Origin of the sequence: Streptomyces sp. 7-21, from assembly GCF_016741785.1 — a bacterium.
Taxonomy (GTDB): domain Bacteria; phylum Actinomycetota; class Actinomycetes; order Streptomycetales; family Streptomycetaceae; genus Streptomyces.
Genome location: NZ_JAERRL010000010.1, coordinates 118,515 through 139,398, shown reverse-complemented (window position 1 = coordinate 139,398; position 20,884 = coordinate 118,515). Strand labels below are relative to the sequence as shown.

The following is a 20,884-nucleotide window of genomic DNA, read 5'->3' as shown; positions in this document are numbered from 1 at the left end:
CGACTCGTTCCAAGGAGGAGCGGATGGGAACGCAAGGCGATCGAATCTTTGAGATCACTGCTGAGCGGGGGTTCCCGGACCCCTGGCTCAGCTTCGGCGACTCCCTCTGTGACGAGGCGGCGCTGAGCACGGAGCTGACCCGTGCCATCACCAAGGCCCGCAAGGAGCCCGCAGACGAGACGTGCGCAGAGGTGACCCGGGTTTTCGAGGCGAAGAAGGCCAACCTTCGCCGCTGTGCGGGCATCCTGGACCAGGTTCTCAGCGACTACGACGCATCTGGCATGTGGGAGGTCCTGGACGAGCGGGCCAGCAGGCTCAACATCGCGGATGTGCTGGAGACTTGGGGCCGTACCCAGGCGCTCCACCCGTTCCCGGTCGTGCTCAAGAGCCTTGAGTTCAACTGGGGCTACATGAAGGAGCACGGTGTCCGGGCGTTCTACGAGATGACGCGAGGCTACGTCTCGCGGCTCCAGGAGAACACAGAGCGGTGGCATGAAGCCTGGAACGGCGAAGTAGCCACCGGAGTCGTGGACCGCATCACGTCCATCGAGTGCGACTTGGCCAGCATCGAGGCCCCGATGCACTGCGACGTGTGCAAGAAGACGATCACGGCACTGCTGTACCTCGATGACTAGGACGCGGTGACACAGCGGGCATGGCCGAGGCCCCCGCTCCGGCACGTGACCTGTTCAGGGTCCAACAGCCGGGACGGGGGCCTTCCTGTCCGCTCTGATCACAGGGTGGGGGAACCAAGCGAGCCCTCACCTCGCCGGGTAACGAGGTCTTGTGAGGGCTCCCGCGATCAGGGCGGAGCCTTATGGGCGTGCGAGCGCCACACCGATCATGAAGCCACACGAGGAGCTGACAGTGATGATCAGCGCGGGGCTCGCGAACCGGCAGACGTAGGCCGCGAAGCGCCTCACACTTCGACCTCCCGGTAGGGGTTGCCCCGTCCGGGCTCCACCCGCCAGTAAGTCTCAGTGATCAGCTTGAACCCCCGATGTCCCGGATTGCGGCCGGTATGGTCCAGCGCCCAAGTCTGCTGCGGCGTACCGTCGTTGTCGGCTGCGCTCGACACGGCATGACAGCTCATGCACATCATCTGGAAGACCGCCACCGGGACGCCCTCCCGGTCGTCCGCACTGAGCCTCCACTCCGCGTACGCGTACATCTCACGAGTGCTCACGGCCGACCCTCCCGGGAACGTGCTGGTAGCGGGCGCGCTGGTCAATCGCCCTGTCCAACTGGGCGTATACGCGCTGCATCTCGCCACCGGTAAGCACCAAGACCGTATCGGACTGGCCACCTTCAGCATGGTGCAGCACGATCGGCAGCACGGCCCTGCGTTGGTGCGCGTCGTAGGCCAGGTCACGGGCGGCTGGTACCGCCATCATGGCGGGCAGACGGCAGCTCACTGCGGCTCGGCCTTCTTGAGAGCGCGGGCTTCGACGACCCATTCGGTGCCGCCACCAGAAGGCCGCAGCCAGGCGTGCAAAATCGGCTCAGCGCCTACCGTCATATGGCCGAGGAACTGCACGACGCCCGTTTTGCCATCGGGATCAAGCGCAGTCGCGCCCTCATGGAGCCAGCCGGGCAGCGGGGCCTTCTTAGCGCTCATAGTGGTCATTGCCTTCTCCAGGAGTGGAGGGCAGCGGGCCACCAGGGCTACGGGGACACCGCACAAGCGGTGGAGGGGGTGTTCACCGGTAACCCGCTGCCGGTCGAAGAGAGCCGCCCGGGGCCTGTTGGGGAGCTGATACGAGCCGAGTCACCCCCGGGCGGCTGTGATGCTCAACCACCGTGGCCCGTGGCACAGTTAGGCCGCAAGAGAATCTGCACAGAATCAGCCCCGCCAGAAGAAATGGCACATGCCACAGCATGCGCATGGCTTCCACGGCGTGCTGATGCTGTGCCACGGTGAGTACAAACCGACCGCACGGCGTATCGGACTGGGGCATGAGCTTCGGCAGCTCCGCAAGGGAGCAGGGCTGACCATTGAGGAAGCCGCGCGCGGGATGAAGTTCGACGAGAGCACGCTTCAGCGCGTGGAGACCGGATGGCGGTCCTTCCGGCAGGCCGGACACCTTCGTGATCTTCTGGAGTGCTACGGCGTCACCGATGAGGAAGACGTCGATCGGCTCTTGGCGCTCCAGCGCGATGCGTCAAGCCGGGAGTGGTGGACCGACACGACCACGAACATGCTGTCGGGGATGCCGCGCTTCCTCGGCGTTGAATCGGCGGCCCTGGAGATCCGCGCTTTCCATCCCGTTCTCGTGCCGGGTCTGCTCCAGACCGAAGCCTATGCACGCGCCGTGCACGAGACCCACAAACCGATCGACGAGACGACCACGGAGTTCATTCAGCACAGCGTGCAGTTGCGCATGAAACGGAAGGAGGCCCTCACACAAGACGAGGACCCGACGAAGCTGTGGGCGGTGCTGTACGAACCCGCGCTCCGCTACGTCATCGGTGACCCCGATGTGATGCGCGAGCAGTACGAGGAACTGATCAAACTCGCCGCCCTGGCGCACGTGACCATACAGGTTCTTCCCCGGACCGTACGTGGATACGTAGCGATCCACGACGTCAGCATCATGTACCTGGGCGACAAGCTGCCCACCACGGTTCAGGTCGACACCGCATGGTTCACCGTGGCTGTGACGGACAAGCCACGCGAGGTGAACCGCTTCTCGCGGATGTTCGACGCCATGGTGGCATCCGCGCTGCCGCCCCGGGACACCCCTGAGTTCCTGCACCAACTATCGCGAGAGATCACGGAATGACCACTCGAACCCGCATCATGGCCCCCGAGATCAAGGGCGCCAACTGGTTCAAGTCCTCCTACAGCAACGGTGGCGGCAACTGCATGGAGGTCGCCGACCTGACGAACACTTCCTATGGCGCCATCGCGGTCCATGACTCGAAGGACCCGAACGGCCCAGCGCTCGTGATCGCCCCCGAAGCGTTTGCCGCGTTCATCGACGCTTTGAAGGCCGACCACTGAGCGATCCGATCCCGAACCCGCACCCCGGCCTGCCTGCCCACGGTGGGACCGGGGTGCACACGTTTTCGCGCCTCACGGAGGCCAGTGGACCCACGGTGGACCACGAGCGACTCCAGAACCAGCCGGAAGTAGGAAACGGGCAGCTCAGAGGGCGTTGAAGCGGATCAGCGCGCACCCTCTTGAAAACCGTCGTGGTGGCGACACCACCGTGGGTTCAAATCCCACAGCCTCCGCCGAGGTGAACGAACCAGCAGGTCAGAAGGGGTTCCCCCCTCAGGGGGCACCCCTTCTGCGTTCGCCCTGTCTCACCCCGCAGCGCCCGTATCCCGCCGTTGACCAGCGCGTGTGGGCCATCCGTGGGCCAGGATCCCGGTCACGCGCCGCCGCTCAGTCCCTTCTCGATGAGCTGGTTGGCGAGCGACTGCTGACCGCGCAGGATCTTGGCGTAGAAGCGGAACAGGACGGTGAGGCTGTGGCCCGCGCGCCGGGCCACCTCGACCGGGTCCACACCGGAGTTGATCCACAGCGAGACTCCGGCGTGCCGGAGGGAGTAGGGGACGTCCGCGAGCGGGGTCGCGGCCTCGGCCTCCGACAGCGCCTTCTCACGGGCGGCGTCCCAGAGTTCGCAGTACTCGGTGGACCGGACGCGACCGCCCTTGGCCGCACGGAAGAGCCGGCCGTCCTCCGCCGTGCCGTACGCCTCGATGTGCTCGCGCAGCATCGCCGTGAGGACGGGCGGGATCGGCACGGGCCGGGTGACCCGGCGTGCCCGGCGCTTGAGGCCGCGCTGCTCGTAGGACTCGCCGTCGTCGGTCCACCCCGAGCCGACCTCCGGCCGGCTGCCCGCGAGGATCAGCTCTCCCCAGCCTTCCTCGGGCAGCCGACAGTCCGCGGCCCGCAGTGCGGCGATCTCGGACGGCCGCATGGCCGCGTAGTACAGGCAGCCGAAGAACGGGGCGAGGTGGGCGCCCCTGTCCCCCTGCTCCCGTACCGCGTCGATGAGCGCCGCCGCCTGCCGGGGGTTGGGCACGTAGCGGAAGTCGACTTCGTCGTCACGGGCCGGGGGAGTCCAGTCGACCCGGGCGAGCGGGTTGGTGGAGAGAATGCCTCTCTCCATCGCGTAGCGCAGGGCGTTGCTGAGCACCATGCGCTTGCGGTTGACGGTGTTGTCGGCGGCCGGTGTCCCGTCCAGCTTCCGCGAGAGGGCGTCCAGGGCCGCTCGCATCCGCTCCGGCCGGGCCGCCTCGGTCACCTTGAGCGAGTGCTTCTCGACCCAAGCGAGGGCGGCCCGCACGTCCGCCGGGAGCTCCTTCGCGTCCACGAGGGAGGCGAGGGAGCCATCACTCCCCGGTGCCGCGCGGAACGCCCAGGAGTAGAGCGACCTGCGGAGCACGTCCGGCTTCGGCGCCCCTCGCGCCGTCGAGACGAACGCCGGGGTGACGGTGGCGAGGGCGTCGGCGATGCTCGCCCGGTGCTTGGCCGCGGCCTTGGGCCACTTCATGAGCGCGTATGCCTTGGCGTGCTCGTACCAGGTGGGCGAGTTGAGCGCGCTCAGCTCGTTCGCGGGCAGCCCGGTGTCCTCGTCGAACTGCTCGCGGTTGCGGAGAGCCGTCATGAGTTCCGAACGGCGTCCGTCCGCCTGGGCCTTGAGCTTGAAGCTCTTCGAGTGCGAGCGGGAGCCGACCCGCCACCGCAACTCGAAGGGCTTCGGCCGGCCCTTCCGCGTCCGGATCGACCAGATGACTACGTCGTACGTGAGCATGTCTCCCCATACGGAGAGGGCCCGCCGTGCGGCGGGCCCTCTCGAAGTGGTGGTGGTTCAGCAGGGCGGGGTCAGGCGGCGTTCTCTTCGCAGTGGCTCAGCCAGGCGTCGAGGTCGCGACGGCGGACACGGAGCTGGCCGTTGGGCAGTTTCAGCAGCTTCGGTCCCTGACCGCGGGCCCGCATGCGGTAGAAGGCGGCGCGGCTCATGCCGAGCTCCTCCAGGACGTCGCGCAGCTTGAGCATCTCGGTGCGTGCCATGGGTGGGTGGCTCCTTCGAAGGTGGTCTGTGGCGGCCTTCTCTGGGATCCGCAACATCCGCCACACCGCAACACAGCAGGTCAGCGGCTCGGATTTGTGGCGGATCGAGATTGTGTTGCGGATGGGTACCGCCACGCTCGGAGGCGTGGCGGTACCTGGGGCGGGGCTGGTCAGCCGACGGCCCTGAGCGGCACCGTGGCGGGTTCCGCAGACGTGTGGCGGATGTCAGAGGCGGGATCCGCCACGGATTCGCCCGTGCTGACCTGCGGTGTGGCGGATGTGGCGGATGTTGCGGACTTCTGCGGGGGCGGGGGACAGTACCGCTCCCAGGCGTCCGCCAGGTCCTCCGCGTAGTAGCCCTTGGGTGTGCCCGATGCGGTGCGGATGCCGCGCGGCTTGATGGGCTTGTTGGCCGGAGTGACGTACTGGCTCAGCATCTTGGCCAGGGTGCGAGGGGTGAGCGGTTTGTCGTCCAGATCGCCCCAGGGAGCGTCGTCCATGGCCAGCAGGCATTCGAGGATGACGGCGGTGGGCATCCGGTCGGCGCCCTGGAAGACGTGGTCGCGCAGGTCGGTGAGCAGCCGGATGCCGAGCGACGCCTTGTCACCGTCCTGGGCGGCGTTGACCAGCTCCACGCAGGCCGTGCGAGCCCGCTGCGGCCAGGTGCCCCCGGCGGCGTCGGCGACGGCGAGCAGCGGCTCCCACACATCCGCCGGCCGGTCGGTGACGCCCTCGGGCATGACCGGCCACTTCCCTTCCATGGCCGGGCGGACGGCGCTGGCCCAGGCGGCAAGCCGGTCGCGCAGCGCGTGGCCTTCCTTCTCGTGGATGCGCTGCCGGAACGGTTCCACCTTCTCGTTGGGGGCGCGGCGGCGCATGCGGATGATGACCGAGCGGGTCAGGATCGTGTCCGGCAGCGAGCCGAGGCCGGCCACGGCCACCGCGCAGTAGGACGGGAACGCCTGCACGCTCTGGTTGGCGCCGTCGCCCACGCAGCGGTAGGTGACGCCGGAGCGGCGGTGCCCGGCGTTGAGGAACCCGCGCAGCTCCTCGTTCTCCCCCGCCTTGGGGCCGAAGACGGTGTCGATCTCGTCGAAGAGGATCGTCGGCCGCCCGTCCATGCCGGACACGGCCCGGAACAGGGCGGCGGCGGAGGCGTTGACGGCCACCATCGGCTGCGGCACGAGGGTTTCCACGATCTCCAATGCCCGGGACTTGCCCGACCCCGGTTCCGGGGAGAGGAAGGCCAGGCGCGGGGTGGAGTCGAAGGCGTCCAGCAAGTGCGCGTGGGCGTCCCACAGGGCCACGGCGACGTAGGCGGCCTCAGTGGGGAAGACGTTGAAGCGCCGGTGGAAGCGCTCGACGGCGTCCAGCAGCTCGGCGCCGTCGAGGGTGGGCTGGGGGTTGGTCATGCGGCGGTCCTGCTTTCGGTGCGGTGGCGCAGGGGGCAGTTCTCGCGGTGGGCGGCGTGGGCCTCGATCAGGGCGAGCACCTGGCGGTGGCCGACGGCGCTGCGGTCGTGGCCGCACGCGCACCAGGAGTGGGCGGTGGGCACCGCGCCGTGGCCGGGCGCGGTGAGGTGCAGCCATGCGATCGGGTACCGGCCGTCGCCCCGGTGCGGCTCAGGGCCAGAAGTGGACGGCCTGCGGCCGACGCTTCCTCGGGCGCCTCTGGCCGCCGGGGGCGGAGCCGGATCGGCGGCGGACGGCCGACCGGGGGCGGGGAGGCTCTTCAGGCGGGCAGCAGCAGCGGGGGTCATGCCGTCCTCCGCTGCGGGTTGTGGGCGATGGACCAGTCCAGTCCGGAGCGCACGGTGGCGCGGCACTCGGCCGGCGGCAGACCGGCTGCCTCCCCCGCTCCCTGAAGAGCCTCCTCCACCACCGACCGGGGCAGGTCGCCCCAGGCGATGAACCGCCCCAGGGCGCGGGCGGCGCGCAGCAGCGCGGCGTTCCGCCCGCCCTCGCCGGTGGTGGCGACGGCGGTGGTCTCGTTGCGCAGCGCCGCCTCGGCGTATCGGGTGGCCCGGGTCGTGGCCGCCACCGGCACCGCCTGGGTGGGCCGCGGCGCAGGGCGCAGGGCGTCCCGCAGCCAGGTCGGCAGCGGCGCCACCGGAGCGTCGTCCATCACCTCGTACCGGCGGCCGTCGACGGTGCTGCCGGGAGCGACGACATAGCCGCCCCAGGCCCGGCTGTCGATCTTGCGCGCGAGCCTGCCCTTGGTGCTGGGCAGCCGCATCCCGGGCGGGGCGGTGAAGTACAGGTGCCGCCCACCGCTCGCGGTCCGCACCGTGAGCGTGTGGGGGACGGGCTGCCCGGCGCGCTCGCAGAGCGCCTGGAAAGACGCCACGCCGTCAGGTGTTCCTTCCGGCTCTTCGGGCTTGGGCTGGTCGAGGTCGACCACGACCAGCCCGGACGGGCCGGTGGCGATCCCGATGCCGTACGGGCGCTGCTCCCACGCCTGGCGGATGCGGCCGGGGTCGACTGTGGCGCGCTGCTCGGGCTTGAGGTGCCCGCCCGAGCAGCGTCCGGTGCGCGGGCAGCGGGCCTCGGCGTGCCCGGCCGGGACCTTGGTGCCGGGGCGGAGCGGGAAGACGTGCCAGCCGCGCCCGGCGGCGGCCAGCGCCGCGGCCAGCAGCGCGTGGGCTGGTTGGTTGGGGGCAGGTTGGGTCATGCTGGAGATCTCCAGTTCTCTACGGAAGGGCTGGATGGACGGCGGCCCCGGTTCTTGGCGGAATGGGGGGCCGTCGTCGTTCTGTGGTCAGCGGTGGTTGATGGTGCCGGTGGCCTTGCCGAACAGGCCGGTGGCGGTGATGTTCTGCGTGATCTGTGTCGGTGCTGCCGTCTTGCGGCGGGCGGTGCCCAGCAGCACGGGCAGAGCGACGGCGCCGGCGGCGACGAGGGCGACAGCGGCCCACAGAGCGTGGCTCATGGCGATCAATCCCGGTGCGGCGTAGGAGAGTCCGACACCGGCGGCAGCAATGCCGCCGCCGATGGTCGGTGCGAGGAGGGCGGTGGTCTTGGCCCATGTCGGGATCGGGGTTGTTGCGGGCGCCGACACAGTCGGGGCCGGGGTGGTCTGGGTGTAGGCGAGGGCGCGCACACCGTTCGGCAGGGTGACGAGCTGGACGCCGGGCGGGATCTCGTGCGGCAGCATCCCGCCGTGCCGGGCGGTGGGCTGCGGAGGCAGGGTGGTGATCTCGTACGGGGTCTGGGGGTGCACAACGGGGTCCCTTCGATGACGACGGGCAGCACCCGCGGGTGGGGTGCTGCCCGGTCCTTGCTTGTCGTGTCGCTTGTCGTCCGGCTTGTCGCTCGTCTTGTCGCTTGTCGCCTTGCAGGTCAGAGCCGGTTTCCGGTCCGTATGGGACCCTCCGGAGCCCTGCTTGAGGACAGGGCGACAAGCGACAAGGGGCTACGCCTCGGGAGGTGCGTCGGGGGCGTGACGGCGATGGACGTAGCGGGCCTTGGTGCCGGTGCCGACCCGCACCGCGGTTCCGTCCTCGGTCCAGGCCTTGAGCCAGCCGACGACCGTCTGCCGGGTGGTGCCGTGCTCGGCGGCGAGTGCGCGGGCGATGGCCGAGGCCCCGGTGCCTTCGGGGCCGGCGGCGAGCAGCAGCGTCAGCGCCGCTTCGCGGGTCGGGTTGTCCTCGTTCCGCAGGGCCGACAGGTTCAGCCCGCCCGGGGTCGGCCGGTCCGGCTCCGTGCCCGGTTCGGGGGCGGTGGCGAACTGGGCGTCGATCTGCTCACGGAAGCGCCGGGCGAGTTCGTCCGCGTCCGGCTCCGCGGCGGGCGGCTGCTCGCTCCGGAAAGCGGACAGGTCCAGCCCGCCGCCCCGGGCCGGGGGCGCTGCCTGCACCGCTCCGCCACCGTCCGCGTCCCGCATCCAGGCGGTGCGGTCCGGGTCCCAGCGCCGGGCGTAGTCCGGCCCGGCGGCCGTGGTCGACGGACCGTCCAGGGTGGGGTGGCGGTCGGAGGTGGCGGCCACGATGTCGCGGATCTGGTTGGGCAGGATCCGCCAGGACTTGAACAGCGCGGCCGGGGATTCGGGAGTGCCCAGGAATCCGGCGCCCTTGTAGGGGGCCTGGTCCACACGCAGCCCGCGGGAGCCGGGGAACTGTTTGGCCAGGTCCATGCCCTCGGTCTCCCCGCCGGTGAGCGCGACGCGGACCTTGGCCTCCCGGCGGATCATCAGGTTGCCCAGCACCGCGCCGGTGGCGCCCAGTGCGGTCAGCACGGTGCGGATGCCCATGGCGCGGGCGATGCGGATCACTTCCAGGATCTTGGCCGCGAGCGTGCGCGAGGTGCGGTCGGTGGCGGCCAGGATCTCCGCACCTTCGTCGATCACGATGATGATCTGCGGGATGCGGTCGCTGATGGGCAGCAGATCGGTGTTCGCCTGGGCCATCAGGTCCTGGTAGACGGTCTTGCGGTGCTTGGCGATCCGCACAGCCGCATCCAGCATCCGCGCCGCTTCCTCGGGGGAGGCGGCCAGCCAGTCCACCCCCGGCCGCAGGCCGTCGACCGGCCGCCCGTCACGGTCGAGGGCGGGGCGGACCCAGGGCAGGCCGGCCGATCCGGCGTTGAGGTCGATGACCCAAGTGAGCACGTCGGTGGCGCGGGCGAACCCGGCCAGGATGGTGTGGACCATGTTGGTCTTGCCCGACCCGGTGGGGCCGACGACCAGTGCGCACTGCTCGCGCAGGTAGACGCGAATCTCGTCCGCGTTGGTCCGCAACCCCCACGGGATGCCTGTGTGCACCGACAGCGGCCCGTAGTCGGTGGGGTAGGTGACCTCCTGGGCGAGCACGTTGACCGTGGTCACGTCGACCAGGACACGGCCCTGGTCGATGCCCGGGGAGGCGGCGGCGGTGCAGCCGTGCGGCAGCCGGGCGTCCGCAGCCAGCTTGGGCGCCTCCCGTGCGATGCGGTCGTAGGTGGTCCCGCCGGGCGGCAGTTCGGCGTCCAGGGTGAACCCGGTGCCGGTGGGCCACATCTCCACCGCCCGCACCCGCACGGTGATCCCGCACACCCGCTGGATCCGGTCCACCCATTCGGCGGCGATGGCCCGTCGTTCGGCGGAGAGCTCGGCGGCCACCTGCCGTTCAGCCTGCGCGAGTGCCTCCAGCTCCCGCGCCTCCTCGTGCAGCAGGGTGGCACGGGCCGCGGCGCCGATGCCGACCCCGAGCGTGGCCAGCGACCCGAGCGCGGTCCAGGACAGCGGAGTGGTGGCCATGGCCCAAGTGGTCCACCCTGCGCCGAGCAGCCAGGAGGCGGCCCGCATGCCGATGGTGCGGGCCGACAGGCGGTCGCGGAGGCCGGTGATGGTGTGGCCGATCGCCCCGGCCGCGCCGACGGCCAGCGCCCAGCCGGGCGGCAGGCCGGCGGCGGCTCCGGTGGTGGCGACGGCGAGGCATCCGGTGGTGGCGGACAGGGCGCCGGTCACGGGTCCGTGACCGGCCGCCCAGTCCCACACCGGCCCCGTGGTCTTGGCCTGTGTGGTCGCGCTCATCGTTAGACGTTCCATCCCTTCTCGGCCTCGGGCCCGTTGCGCGGGTCCTCGTGCCGGGCGATGTCCTGGGCGTGGACCTGGCGGAACAGCGGGCCCATGTCCTCGGCCACCGCGACGGCCGACATCAGCGCGCCGAACATGTCGTTGAAGCCGTCCGCGACCTCCTTCTCCAGCGGAAACTCGCCATCGGCGCGCTCGGCCAGGACCCGCATCACGTTCGCCACGCTCGTCAGCGCGGCCGGGAGCCCCTCGACCATGGCGAGGATCTCCATGGCGTTCTCGGGCTCGTAGCTCTGCGCCGCTGCCTCCATCTCGGCCGCGGCCTCCTCGAACCGGAAACCGGACATGCTCTCTCCCTTGCTGGTCGTCGTGTCGGGTGGGACGGGGACAGCGCCGGCCGGACGCTCGGCGGTGTCCCCGATCTGCTCGCCGTCGCCGTTCGCCTCGGCCTCGGCGGCGGCCTCCTCTGCCTGCTGCTGTTCGCGGATCGCCGCGTCGCGGGCGGCGCGTTGCTCGGCGGCGGTGCGCGTCAGGCGGGCGTACAGGCGGCGGCCGGGGTACTGGAGCCAGGCCCAGCCGAGCTTCCGCCCGAGCGGGGTGGTGAGCATGCCGACCAGTCCCAGAACTCCGGCCAGCAGCGCGGCCAGCAGCCGACGGCCCTGGTACCGGGCGGCGGACCGCCACAGCGCTTGACGCGCCCGCTGCCGTGCGGCAGCCGTCCGCACGGCTGCCCGCTGCTGCGCGACCTGCCCGGCCGCCGCGCGGTCCCGCGCCGCACGAGCGCGCTCGGTCACCGCGCCACGGGCCGCGCCGATCCGTCCCACGCCCTTGGCCGCCGCTCGCCCGATCGGCCCCTTGCCGGTCAGGGACGCGGCACGGGCCTGGCTCTTCGCCGCGCGGCGGGCGTCCGCCACCGCGCGGCGGGCCCTGGTCGTCTCCGCCCGGCGAGCGGTCCGCGACGGGGCCGCGGCACGGGCCGACTCGCGCAGCGCCCGCACCTGCGCCACCCGCCCGAGAGCCCCGCCGGACAGCGATCCGGTCCGGCCCGAACCGGTCGGGCGGCGGGTGGCCTTACGGCGGGCGCCGGCCGTGCTCGCCGCACCGGACGCGCGCCCCGCTCCGCCTACCCGGGGTGGCTCGTTGAGGAGGCGCCCCGGCTCTCAGAGCCGGGGGACATCGCGGAGGGCACCACGCGCTATCTGGCTGCTCACGGCATCGAGCAGATCGGCTACTTCGACGAGATCGCCACCCGGATGCCCACTCCGGAGGAAGCCCGCCTGCTGGACATCGGCCCGGGCGTGCCCGTCCTGCTGTGGACGCGCACCGGCTACTCGGCCGAGAAGCCCATCCGGTGCACGATCACGACTTTCCGCGGAGACCTGAACCGCATGAACTACGAGATCGGCGAACTCTCCGCCAGAAACGAGAACGCGTGATCATCACTCCCGCTCGCCCCGACGATCTGCCCGTGCTCCTGGCGTTCCGCCAGGAGGCGGCGGCGTGGCTCAGCAAGCTCGGCACCGACCAGTGGCAGCGCCCCTACCCGGCGGACCGCCTGCTGGCGACCATCGAGGCCGGCGAAGTCTTCATGCTGCGCGACGGAGAGACGACCGCGGCGACCATCACCTTGTCGACCGAGGCCGAGGAAGGACTCTGGACGGACGAGGAGCTGCGCGAGCCGTCCCTGTTCGTCACCAAGCTCACGGTGGCCCGCACCCACGCCAGCCGGAACCTCGGCGGTCGCCTGCTCGATTGGGCAGGCGACCGGGCCTACCGAGCAGGGGCGAAGTGGCTCCGACTGGACGCCTGGACCACCAACCGCGGCCTCCAGCGCTACTACCTGAATCAAGGCTTCGAGCACGTCCGAACCGTCACTGAGGGAACCGCGGTCAACGGCGGGCCCCGTGTCTCAGGTTGGTTGGCTCAGAGGGCAGCTCGGGCCGCGGACCACGGATTCACGGACGAGACACCAGCACCGGCGCCGACCCTGCCTAATGCCTGAGTAACAACTTTCTCTACGGGTTCGAGAACGGGCCTCATACTTACGACGGTAAAAACGCCAACCTTTCGCACACTCGATTCACACCGCTAGCCCCTGCTCGGTAAGCCTGTACAAGTTGATGCTCGAGGTGAACCCGGAAACTGAGCAGCCCAGACAATGTACGTATGGTGATGTGATGCGCATCTCATCTTATAGGGATGCGCATCCGACGAAGGGTTTTCTACGCTCAGATACGAGCGCCCTTGCAAACCGTCAATCGGACATAGTGGGGCATAAGGTTCGCCAAGCCCCGTTGTCCGACACAGCCGCTACAGTTGCGCCGTGACTGACGAAGCTACCCTCTCCCGTACCCTCAGCGGCCCCGAGCACCAACGAGTGCGCCTTCCGATGATCAAAGCGCTCATCGAGTCGGGGTGGGACCAAGGACAGCTCCGTTGGAAGCCTGAGTGGAGAGTGCCGCAGTCCCCCCATGACGCTGCGAAACGGGAGGGTGGCAAGTCCTTCGCTGGCTGGCCAGTCGACTTGGTCATCTTTGATGACGCCCAGCATGTGGGCGACTGGGAACATGTTCTCGCAATCTGCGAGTTCAAACAGCCCACTCTCGCTGAAGGCGTATCTCAGCTGGAAATCTATCTGGCTCGTGAGCCTCGCGCCCGTATGGGCTACTGGTCCAACGGGTCAGATGACGTACGCGTATATAAGCTCGCTGACGGCACGTTCAAAAAGCTGCGAAACAAGGGACTTCCTCACCCGGGAGAAAATTTCTCTCAGCCGTCCGAGAAGCCCCTGACCTACCGCGACTTGGTGACCCCTAGACCTGGACAACTGCGGGCATCATTCAAGCGTCTGCTTGATGTTGTTGTCGCACGCGACAGCAAGTCAACAAGGTCAGAATCTCAACTCAACGAGCTGTGTAATCTTCTGCTACTTAAACTAGAGTCGGACTCCGTCGCTTCCTACGACGAGACTAAGCCTGTAGCGTTTCAGCTTTCGTCACGGGGCGAGGCAGCTACTGCCCGTTCCATGAAGGAGCAATTCGATAAGCTGAAGAAGCTGCGCCCTGAGGTGTTCGCTGAGCATCGAGAGGGAAGCCTCGACCTAGACGATCACACCATTCACGAAGTGGTGTATGAGCTTTCCAATCTCAATCTTTTGGACGTTGGCGCAGAAGCTATTTCCTCAGCATTCCAAGTCTTCCGCCGGGCCAACCTCAAAGCAGGTGAAGGTCAATACTTTACCCCTCAGCGAGTCATTTCCGCAGCCGTCAAAATGATGGATATCCGGCTCGAAGATAAGATCATCGATCCGGCGTGCGGAACCGGAGGGTTCCTGACGGAGGCCTTCCTCTCCTTGGTGAGGGGAATTCCCGAAGAGAAGGCTGCGCAGGCTCGAACGTGGGCCCACCGACAGGTATACGGCGTCGATAAGGACTCCATCAACGTCAAGTTGACCCGCGCCATTATGGTCGGCCTTGGCGATGGCTCCGTCAATATCCACATCGGCGACTCCATAAGGGAAGACCGCTGGGCCAAGGATTACCGGCATCTTCAGCAGCCCCTTAGTGATGAGTCCTTCACTGTAGTCATCACGAACCCTCCCTTTGGCAAAAACCTGAAGGTCAGCAAAACCGATTCCCGGCGTAACAATTACACCATTGCTGAAGCCGCCAGCCGAAAGGCGGGCGAGTACGTTGATCTCGAAATCGGCCTGGTCTTCCTTGAGCGTGCTCACCGACTACTGATGAAAGGCGGCCGGCTAGGCATTGTGCTCCCAGAGACCTACTTTTTCTCGCCGACTTACAAATGGCTGCCAAAATGGCTAGAGGATCGCTTTATTCTGCGAGGCGTTCTCAATATCCCGATGGAAGCATTCCAGGGTTTCTGCCGCGCCAAGACCAATTTCTACGTCTTCGAGAAGAAGTGATCTACGATGCCTCATAAGCCAGCATGGTTTCGCGACGACAAGGTGTTCATCTCGTACGCGCCGACCGTAGGGATCAACAAGGATGGCGAAGATCTATTCATTGTGGATCCTGAAACCGGCCTTCGGACGTCCGAAATTGACGACCAGATCACAGCAGATGTCGTCGCCCTCGTTGACAACCTAGAGACAACGGACACCAGCCGGTGGGTCGATTCGAGCTCTCTAGGAAGTCGGCTTCTAGCTGTTCCGAACTACTTCGATGAGCGATCAATTCGAGACTTTGAACTCTTGATGGAGTCTCCAGAGTTCGAGGGCTTCAAAAGCCAAACGATCGGTGAACTAATCCACTCTGGCACGCTTGAATCTACACATGGACACGGAAGCCCCTCGGCGGACTTTCGCACAGGACACGTGCCATACATTAAGGTGTCTGATATTCGGGCCGGCCAGGTAAACATCAACCCGACAAATCGAGTTCCAGATGTAGTTGCTGAGAGGTTCTGGAAGGGGAAAGAATCAGGCCTTAAGGCCTTTGATCTCATTACCCCCATTAGGACCAGTAAGAACATTGGCGAATTCGCCCTTATTATGCCAGGGCAAGAGCGCGTCGTTCTCACCAAGGAAGTTCTTGTTCTCCGCGCGTCAGAGAAGGCATCATTCGACAACTTCTACCTTCTTTGGGCAATGACTTTGAAGGCGGTTCGACGCCAGTGGGACCGTATCGTCTTCATGCAAACGAACCGCGAGGACGTCGGCAAGCGATACGAGGAGATCCGTGTTCCAGTTCCTCCTAGTCGAGAAGTGGCAGATAGCTATTCGAAAGCCTTCCGCGACTACTACCTCGGGACTCAAAAACTAAGGGATGATTTCCTGAGCTATTTGGCGGGGGAAGACAAGCACTACATCTTCATGGCGTCTGCGGTTGCATCAGTAGACGAGTTTGCGGAGGACGACGAGACTGGGATCGAATGAGGAGAAACCAAGGGAGGCTTTCAGGCGGATCTTGATGGGACTTCGTTGGCCGGATCCATAATGCGGATGTTGCTTCCCCGCCCGTAGTCCGCATCGAGGAACCAAGGGTTAGGCTCTCTCAGGTCCACGCAGCATAGAGGCTCGTTCCTGTTCTAGGAACGAGCCTCTTGCCATGGGACAGCAGTTCTGCCGGCCTCAGTGAGACGCATCCTGCGATACGTGCCCCTGCTCATGCTCCACTTGCCAGGCGTCCCGTGCGATCCGGAGAACGAAGGAACCAGCGCATCGCTGACCATGGGGATACATGAAGTAACCAGCTCCGACCCACATGACTACATCCCCACTGCCGTCGAATGGCTCGGAACAGAGGAAGCAAACCTGATCTTGCTCCGGGTAGTGATTACTTCCGGGACGTATGACTGACATACTGCACTCTTCCAGTTCGCCGATGCTCCGTCCGTACCCGTTACGGCGGGAAGGCGGGAGCAACAGGATTGCAGCTTGGACTGGCCTCCGACGCTTCCCTCAGTTCGGGTGTCCTCAACCCTCCGTTGGCTCGTTCCCCTCCGCCAACCGGACTGCCAGCGCGAGTTCGTCCAGCGAACCCTCGCCCGGCACGAACCACCTGAGGGTGCCCTGCACCGCGCTGTCCACTCCGGCAGCCTCGTGGCGCATCTTCCTGGCCAGGCCGCTCGGCGAGTACCATTCCTTGTCCACGTGCCACTGCAGTGGGTAGCGACCTCCTTCGTTGCTCCAGGTTGCCTGCGTCCTCCGGGGATCCTCCGCGAGCCACGCCACCATCTCGCGGCGCTCAGGCTTGCTGTATGGGCGGTACTCCAGGACGGTGCCGTTCGGGATACGGCGGGCCGCGACCAGGGTGCTAACCGCGCTGATTCTCCGGCCTCGAGTCTCTGCCTGGGCAACCTGGTAGTCCGCGTTGAGCGGTGGTGCCTGCTTCTCCGAGTCCAGGCCACGCAGGGTCGCCCGCACCACCCGCTCGATCCGCTCGGTGTTCCGGACGGCCGCGATGATATGGCTGCTGGTGCCGTACTCCTCGTCGATAGCGTGCAGCACCCAGAACAAGGTGTCGCGGACCAGATCGGGGACCTTGGCGAGCTCCGCCGACCAGTCGAACCCCGGGTCCTCGATGGAGCGGGTGCTCAGACGGCGGTAGACGATATGGGTGACCAGCAGGTCGCCGTAGAATGCGGCTGCGTCTGCGCGCCAGACCAGGCCCTCACGCAGGGCATGGAGCTGAGTCCGGACCGCACGCAGCAGCTCGACGCAGCGCCAGACTCGGTAGACGTTCGGCTCGGCACCGAAAACCTCCTGATAATTGTGGTCCTCCCAGAGCTCAGCGAGAAGATTCTGGTCACGTTTTGCAATTGCGGCGAGCTGGGCGTTTGAGCTGGTAGCGGCGAGTGCCTCGGCAGCCTCGGTGATGGAGCAGCCGTGCTCAGAGGTCGGAATCGCCTCGCCGCGCTTGATGACGTAGATACGGTTCAGCTTCAGGGCGAAAGCGTCCCGAAGGTTCAACTGACCCTGGTCGAGGGACTTGAAGTCGCGCTCCTCGATCGGGTTTTGGGTGTTGGTCGTGGTGGTGACCTGATCGCCGAATCCTGGCGGACAGTGCTCCAGGGAGATCAGACGAACCAAGACTCTGCCGTCCTGGGCCGCATCCGGGTCTTCCTTGAACGCCCGGTGGATGGCGCTCACCGTCTGCGCGCCGTTGACCACGCTGACGCCGGTGAGCTGAAAGTGTCCCACCTTGCCGGGGAGAGCCCGACCGAGCGGCGTGATGGTCTCGCACAGCATGGTGATGCCGTTGCTGAAGTACCAGAAGTGCTCCGGTTCCTCCCGTAGCGTTCGCCTGATCTTGAGGTTGACGTCGCTCTCGTCGAGGGAGTCCCGGATATTCCGCGCGAAGAGGCCGCGCGGGTGCTCCTCGTACAGGTCCGCGAGATCGGGCACCGTCATCGTTCCGTACATGGCCTTGTACGGCGTCGACTCCTGGCCGAAGCACTCCAGTTGGACCTTAGCGTTGATCTTCGGCGCGGCGGCGTCGCCCAGGATGGCTCGATGGAAGTCGCGCAAGTCGAGGATCTTGACCTCGACCATCTGCTCGACCTGGTTCTGTTCGCCTTGCTTTATCTTGATCAGTTCGCGGACACCGTCGCTGAGCGGCGCTTCGCGCATCAGGGCGAGAACAAGCGTGATCTTCGGGGTGCCGGTCTCGTAGGCACGCTCGATGTCCGGGACGAAAGGCTGGAAGCGACGATTGAACTTGCCGAAGTTGCGGTCGAGCATTAGTTCAAGACCGTGAAACATCTTGTGGACTTCGGCTTCGCCAAATGCCCCCTTGTTCTGGTCACTCCACTTGGCCTGCACCAAGCGGATTCGTGAGCGAACGGTGCTGACTTCCACTGCGATCGCGTCCAGGCCCTGGTCGTCCTGGCCATCAAAGACCCTCGACGCAGCGACGCGGTCACTGCACGGGTGCTCGATCTGCGTCGCCAGTGCGGCCAATCCTCGACTGAGGAACGCCTGGTGCCGGCTCTCCTGCGACAGCCGCGCTTGGTCCGACATGTCGATCAGGCCGTCGAACCGCTCCTCGATCGCCTTGCGGACGTATCCCACGTGCAGTTTGCTCATGCCCCAGCGCCTCCACCCAAGTCAACTTCAGAAAGGTCAACATCCTACTGGGCGGTGAGTCTTGGGAGTCCCATACGGATCATACGGCTCGGGGGCGGCTGGCGCACCAGCCATTTCGCGGACCACTTTGTCCTGCTTATTGTCCACTTCGCTGAGGAACAGAGCGGTACCCTGCGGTACGCGCCGCCCGCTCCGTCCTCCATGGGAATATCCGCGAGCGTCTATGTACGGTCCCGGGACCGGCTGGAAAGCGGGTTGGAGGCTACTGGTGAGGGACACCTCTAGCCCGGACGGTAGCGTCAGTTGGCCCTACGCGTCGGCGCGTGCAACACGTGTGTCAGTCCGGACGGGATCTGGCAGGGACTCGTGGGGAGATACGGCGAAATCACGATTCCACCGCAGGTCAGCGGCGCGTTACGTCAACGGCCAGGGGGTACCGAAGGCTTACAAGGCAATGATCACGAGTCTGTGGACTATCCGTGGACAGGGATCAGCGAGCTTGAGTCGGGCGCACCTATGACCTGCAGGTTCTTCGGTCAGAGGAGCGGCCTCCGGAGTCATTGCTGTACAGCAGCGGAGTACAGCAACCAGCGTGACCGCAGTTGACCGCTGGCGGTTCTAAGCGGCCGACTGACCGGCCGAGCAGACCTCAGCGACCGTCCTGCCGGTAGTTCGGGAGGAAGAGGTTCTACGCGCCCTCACTGGTTCGGCGTTCTGGAAGGGCATGTTGGCGTCATCGTGGGCCATATGTGGGCCAAGAGAGGCTGCCACCGGGCTTGGGCCGGAGTTAGTCCAGGCCAGCGCGTCTTCTGGACGAATACCGCAGCGATCTTGAAAACCGTCGTGGCAGCGATGCCACCGTGGGTTCAAATCCCACCGCCTCCGCCCAGGTCAGCGAAGTAGCTGGTCAAGAAGGGGCGTCCCACCACGGGCGCCCCTTCTGCATAGGGTGGTGTCTCACCCTGAACGCTCGCATCCCACCTGTTGATCAGGCTGTGTGGACCAGCCGTGGACCAGAATCCGGAGCGTATGCGCTGGTCATCGGGCCGCTGTGGGCCATGTGTGGGCCAAACGCAGAAGGGCCGCTGACACCCCAGTGAGGGTGCCAGCGGCCGGAGCCGTTTCGCGGGCGGGTCAGGCTGCGTCCGTGTCGTCGCTCTCCGCTTCGTTCAGGGCGTCTTCGATCCGCCGGTTCGTCTTGTCCTGGCTGCCGTGGATGACCTTGGCGTAGAAGCGGTACAGCACGGCGATGCTGTGGCCCGCGCGGCGGGCTACTTCGGCAGGAGCAACGCCCGACACGAGCCAGAACGAGACGCACGCGTGCCGCAGTGAGTACGGAACCTCAGCGAGCGGCGTGGCCGCTTCGGACTCGGAGAGCACCGCGAGACGGGCCGCCTGCCAGATCTCGCCGTAATCGTCGGACACAAGATGGCCGCCACGAGCGGCACGAAAGAGACGGCCATCCTCGGACGTGCCGTACTCCTTGATGTGATCGCGGAGCATGCGGACCAGTACGGGCGGGATGGGTACGGAGCGGGTGGCCTTGCGGGCGCGCTTCTTCAGGCCCCGGGAGTCGAAGGATTCGCCGGAGTCCGTCCAGGCGGAGCCGACCCGGGGAGTGGTGCCGGACAGCACGAGTTCGCCCCAGCCGGATTCTGGGAGGGTGCAGGCCGACAGGCGCAGGTCGGTCACCTCGGCTGGGCGCATGGCGGCGTAGTACATGCAGCCGTAGAAGGCGTGCAGGTGCCGTCCGCGCTTGCTCTCGGCGCCAGCGGCAGCGATGAGCTTGCGAGCCAGCGCCGGGCCGGGGACGAAGCGGAAGTCCACTTCGTCGTCCGTCTGCGGGGGCTTCCAGTCCACCTTGTGGAGCGGGAGGGCGGGAAGGCGTTCGCGCTCCACCGCGTACCGAAGGCAGTTGGTGAAGACGGGGAGCTTGCGGCGAACGGTGTCCGCGGCGGCGGGCTTGCCGTCCAGCTTGAGCTTGAGGGCGTCGAGCGCGGGACGGAGCACGGCCGGGGTATCCAGTGTAGGCGTCCAGGGCTGCGGCGGCTTCCGCCTCGGAGACCTCGGACCGCGGCGCTGACGCGACCTGCACCACCAGCTTGTCACGTGCAGCACGCCGCTGTTGGCGATTCCGCCGTTCTGCACCGAGGCTTCGCCTGTCCAAGAGGCGCGTGCGCCGTCCTTGTTTCCAAGCGCCACGGTTGGCTGCCGTCCCCTTCGTCGTGTTCCCGTCGTGGTCAGGCCCGGGGGGTGGCTAGGTCAGGTGGATGCCGGTGTTCGCGCCGCTGCCATCGCCGTCGGCTCGCGCGTCTCCCGTCTCGGAGACGGTGGCGTCCGTGGCCGCGTCGCTGGCACCGGTGATGCCCGTGTTCGCCGTTCCGCCGTTGCGCGCTGTCGCGGCCCCCGTCCGCGTCACGCGCAGCCGGGATGACCCGCTGCCGCCGCTGCCCCACACCGCGTGGACGAGACCGGCGACGCCCGTGACGGCGCCGACGACTCCCGCCACCCAGCTGGCCTCCTCAAGGCCCGCCGCCAGAGCCGCGACCGCGATCGCGACCAGGCAGGCTCCCGAGCCCACCAGCACCATGGTCCGTGCCGCCCCACGCATGGCCACCATCCTGGCGCAGGATGACGGGGTTCGGGAGCGTATCGGCCCAACTCGCTGTGTTGCGACGAGTGTTCGCTTTGCGGAAGCGCGGCCCGGGCGGCCCGCAGGTTCGGGCGTGACGGACCGGGTGCAACCGCGAACAGCGTTGCTAGCGTGCATGCTGCAAAGCACGTGACTCGCCGGAAGAACG

Annotated in this window: 19 protein-coding genes and 1 pseudogene; 7 read left to right on the top strand and 13 right to left on the bottom strand. The window is 67.1% G+C overall.

Translation table 11 applies throughout. The features are described from left to right. Positions 1–23 precede the first annotated feature (23 nt). Positions 24–635 (top strand): hypothetical protein, encoded by a 612-nt coding sequence (locus tag JK356_RS14870; RefSeq protein WP_201868353.1) that lies wholly within the window; start codon positions 24–26, stop codon positions 633–635. 284 nt (positions 636–919) lie between these two features. Here JK356_RS14870 and JK356_RS14865 read toward each other — a convergent pair whose 3' ends face one another. Together JK356_RS14865 and JK356_RS14860 are read right to left on the bottom strand one after the other, a co-directional pair. Then, a complete protein-coding gene (locus JK356_RS14865) occupies positions 920–1,186 on the bottom strand; it encodes a hypothetical protein (RefSeq protein WP_201868351.1) in 267 nt (88 codons plus the stop codon). 225 nt (positions 1,187–1,411) lie between these two features. Next, positions 1,412–1,618, bottom strand: coding sequence for a hypothetical protein (locus JK356_RS14860; RefSeq protein WP_201868349.1), 207 nt, complete (start codon positions 1,616–1,618; stop codon positions 1,412–1,414). 250 nt (positions 1,619–1,868) lie between these two features. Here JK356_RS14860 and JK356_RS14855 point away from each other — a divergent pair, with 250 nt between their 5' ends. Next, the gene (locus tag JK356_RS14855) at positions 1,869–2,783 is read left to right on the top strand and encodes a helix-turn-helix transcriptional regulator (protein WP_236671331.1); all 915 of its coding nucleotides are present in this window, start codon (positions 1,869–1,871) and stop codon (positions 2,781–2,783) included. Continuing rightward, the gene (locus JK356_RS14850) at positions 2,780–3,004 is read left to right on the top strand and encodes a DUF397 domain-containing protein (RefSeq protein ID WP_201868346.1); all 225 of its coding nucleotides are present in this window, start codon (positions 2,780–2,782) and stop codon (positions 3,002–3,004) included. Before JK356_RS14855 ends, JK356_RS14850 begins: the two co-directional genes overlap by 4 nt. A gap of 373 nt (positions 3,005–3,377) precedes the next feature. On the opposite strand, the gene JK356_RS14845 is transcribed toward JK356_RS14850, so the two are convergent. The 8 genes from JK356_RS14845 to JK356_RS14810 all read right to left on the bottom strand — a co-directional run bounded on the left by JK356_RS14845 (position 3,378) and on the right by JK356_RS14810 (position 11,541). Continuing rightward, positions 3,378–4,766: a site-specific integrase gene (locus JK356_RS14845; RefSeq protein WP_201868344.1), complete on the bottom strand. Its 1,389-nt coding sequence runs from the start codon at positions 4,764–4,766 to the stop codon at positions 3,378–3,380. A 71-nt stretch (positions 4,767–4,837) separates the two neighbouring features. Further along, positions 4,838–5,026 carry an AlpA family transcriptional regulator gene (locus JK356_RS14840; RefSeq protein ID WP_201868343.1) on the bottom strand — a complete coding sequence of 63 codons (189 nt, stop codon included), beginning with the start codon at positions 5,024–5,026 and terminating at the stop codon, positions 4,838–4,840. 170 nt (positions 5,027–5,196) lie between these two features. Continuing rightward, positions 5,197–6,438: a DUF3631 domain-containing protein gene (locus JK356_RS14835; protein ID WP_201868341.1), complete on the bottom strand. Its 1,242-nt coding sequence runs from the start codon at positions 6,436–6,438 to the stop codon at positions 5,197–5,199. Further along, positions 6,435–6,785, bottom strand: coding sequence for a DUF3373 domain-containing protein (locus tag JK356_RS21920; RefSeq protein ID WP_236671330.1), 351 nt, complete (start codon positions 6,783–6,785; stop codon positions 6,435–6,437). The genes JK356_RS14835 and JK356_RS21920 overlap by 4 nt, the downstream gene beginning before the upstream one ends. Next, a complete protein-coding gene (locus JK356_RS14825) occupies positions 6,782–7,696 on the bottom strand; it encodes a bifunctional DNA primase/polymerase (protein WP_201868339.1) in 915 nt (304 codons plus the stop codon). Before JK356_RS14825 ends, JK356_RS21920 begins: the two co-directional genes overlap by 4 nt. 87 nt (positions 7,697–7,783) lie before the next feature. After that, complete coding sequence (locus tag JK356_RS14820) at positions 7,784–8,245, bottom strand: hypothetical protein (protein ID WP_201868337.1); 462 nt, start codon at positions 8,243–8,245, stop codon at positions 7,784–7,786. 192 nt (positions 8,246–8,437) lie between these two features. Then, entirely contained in the window at positions 8,438–10,534 is a 2,097-nt protein-coding gene (locus JK356_RS14815; protein ID WP_201868335.1) for a hypothetical protein, read from the bottom strand. A 2-nt stretch (positions 10,535–10,536) separates the two neighbouring features. Beyond that, positions 10,537–11,541 (bottom strand): hypothetical protein, encoded by a 1,005-nt coding sequence (locus JK356_RS14810; protein ID WP_307815589.1) that lies wholly within the window; start codon positions 11,539–11,541, stop codon positions 10,537–10,539. A gap of 117 nt (positions 11,542–11,658) precedes the next feature. Between JK356_RS14810 and JK356_RS14805 the strand changes: the two are divergent. From JK356_RS14805 to JK356_RS14790, 4 genes and pseudogenes are all read left to right on the top strand, one after another. Continuing rightward, positions 11,659–11,970: pseudogene (locus JK356_RS14805) on the top strand (UTRA domain-containing protein); the annotation flags it as partial. After that, positions 11,967–12,536, top strand: a complete 570-nt coding sequence (locus JK356_RS14800) for a GNAT family N-acetyltransferase (RefSeq protein WP_201868333.1) — start codon at positions 11,967–11,969, stop codon at positions 12,534–12,536. The pseudogene JK356_RS14805 and the gene JK356_RS14800, both read left to right, overlap by 4 nt. Positions 12,537–12,857: 321 nt before the next feature. Continuing rightward, the gene (locus tag JK356_RS22375; RefSeq protein ID WP_201868331.1) at positions 12,858–14,459 is read left to right on the top strand and encodes a class I SAM-dependent DNA methyltransferase; all 1,602 of its coding nucleotides are present in this window, start codon (positions 12,858–12,860) and stop codon (positions 14,457–14,459) included. Positions 14,460–14,465: 6 nt separating this feature from the next. Next, the gene (locus JK356_RS14790; RefSeq protein WP_201868329.1) at positions 14,466–15,431 is read left to right on the top strand and encodes a hypothetical protein; all 966 of its coding nucleotides are present in this window, start codon (positions 14,466–14,468) and stop codon (positions 15,429–15,431) included. Between the two features lie 540 nt (positions 15,432–15,971). Here the strand turns inward: JK356_RS14790 and JK356_RS14785 are convergent. The 3 genes from JK356_RS14785 to JK356_RS14775 form a co-directional block, all read right to left on the bottom strand. Further along, positions 15,972–18,083, bottom strand: a complete 2,112-nt coding sequence (locus JK356_RS14785; protein WP_236671329.1) for an AIPR family protein — start codon at positions 18,081–18,083, stop codon at positions 15,972–15,974. A 1,134-nt stretch (positions 18,084–19,217) separates the two neighbouring features. Beyond that, positions 19,218–20,093 carry a hypothetical protein gene (locus JK356_RS14780; RefSeq protein WP_201868327.1) on the bottom strand — a complete coding sequence of 292 codons (876 nt, stop codon included), beginning with the start codon at positions 20,091–20,093 and terminating at the stop codon, positions 19,218–19,220. Between the two features lie 247 nt (positions 20,094–20,340). Then, a complete protein-coding gene (locus tag JK356_RS14775; protein WP_201868325.1) occupies positions 20,341–20,694 on the bottom strand; it encodes a hypothetical protein in 354 nt (117 codons plus the stop codon). Positions 20,695–20,884: the final 190 nt, after the last annotated feature.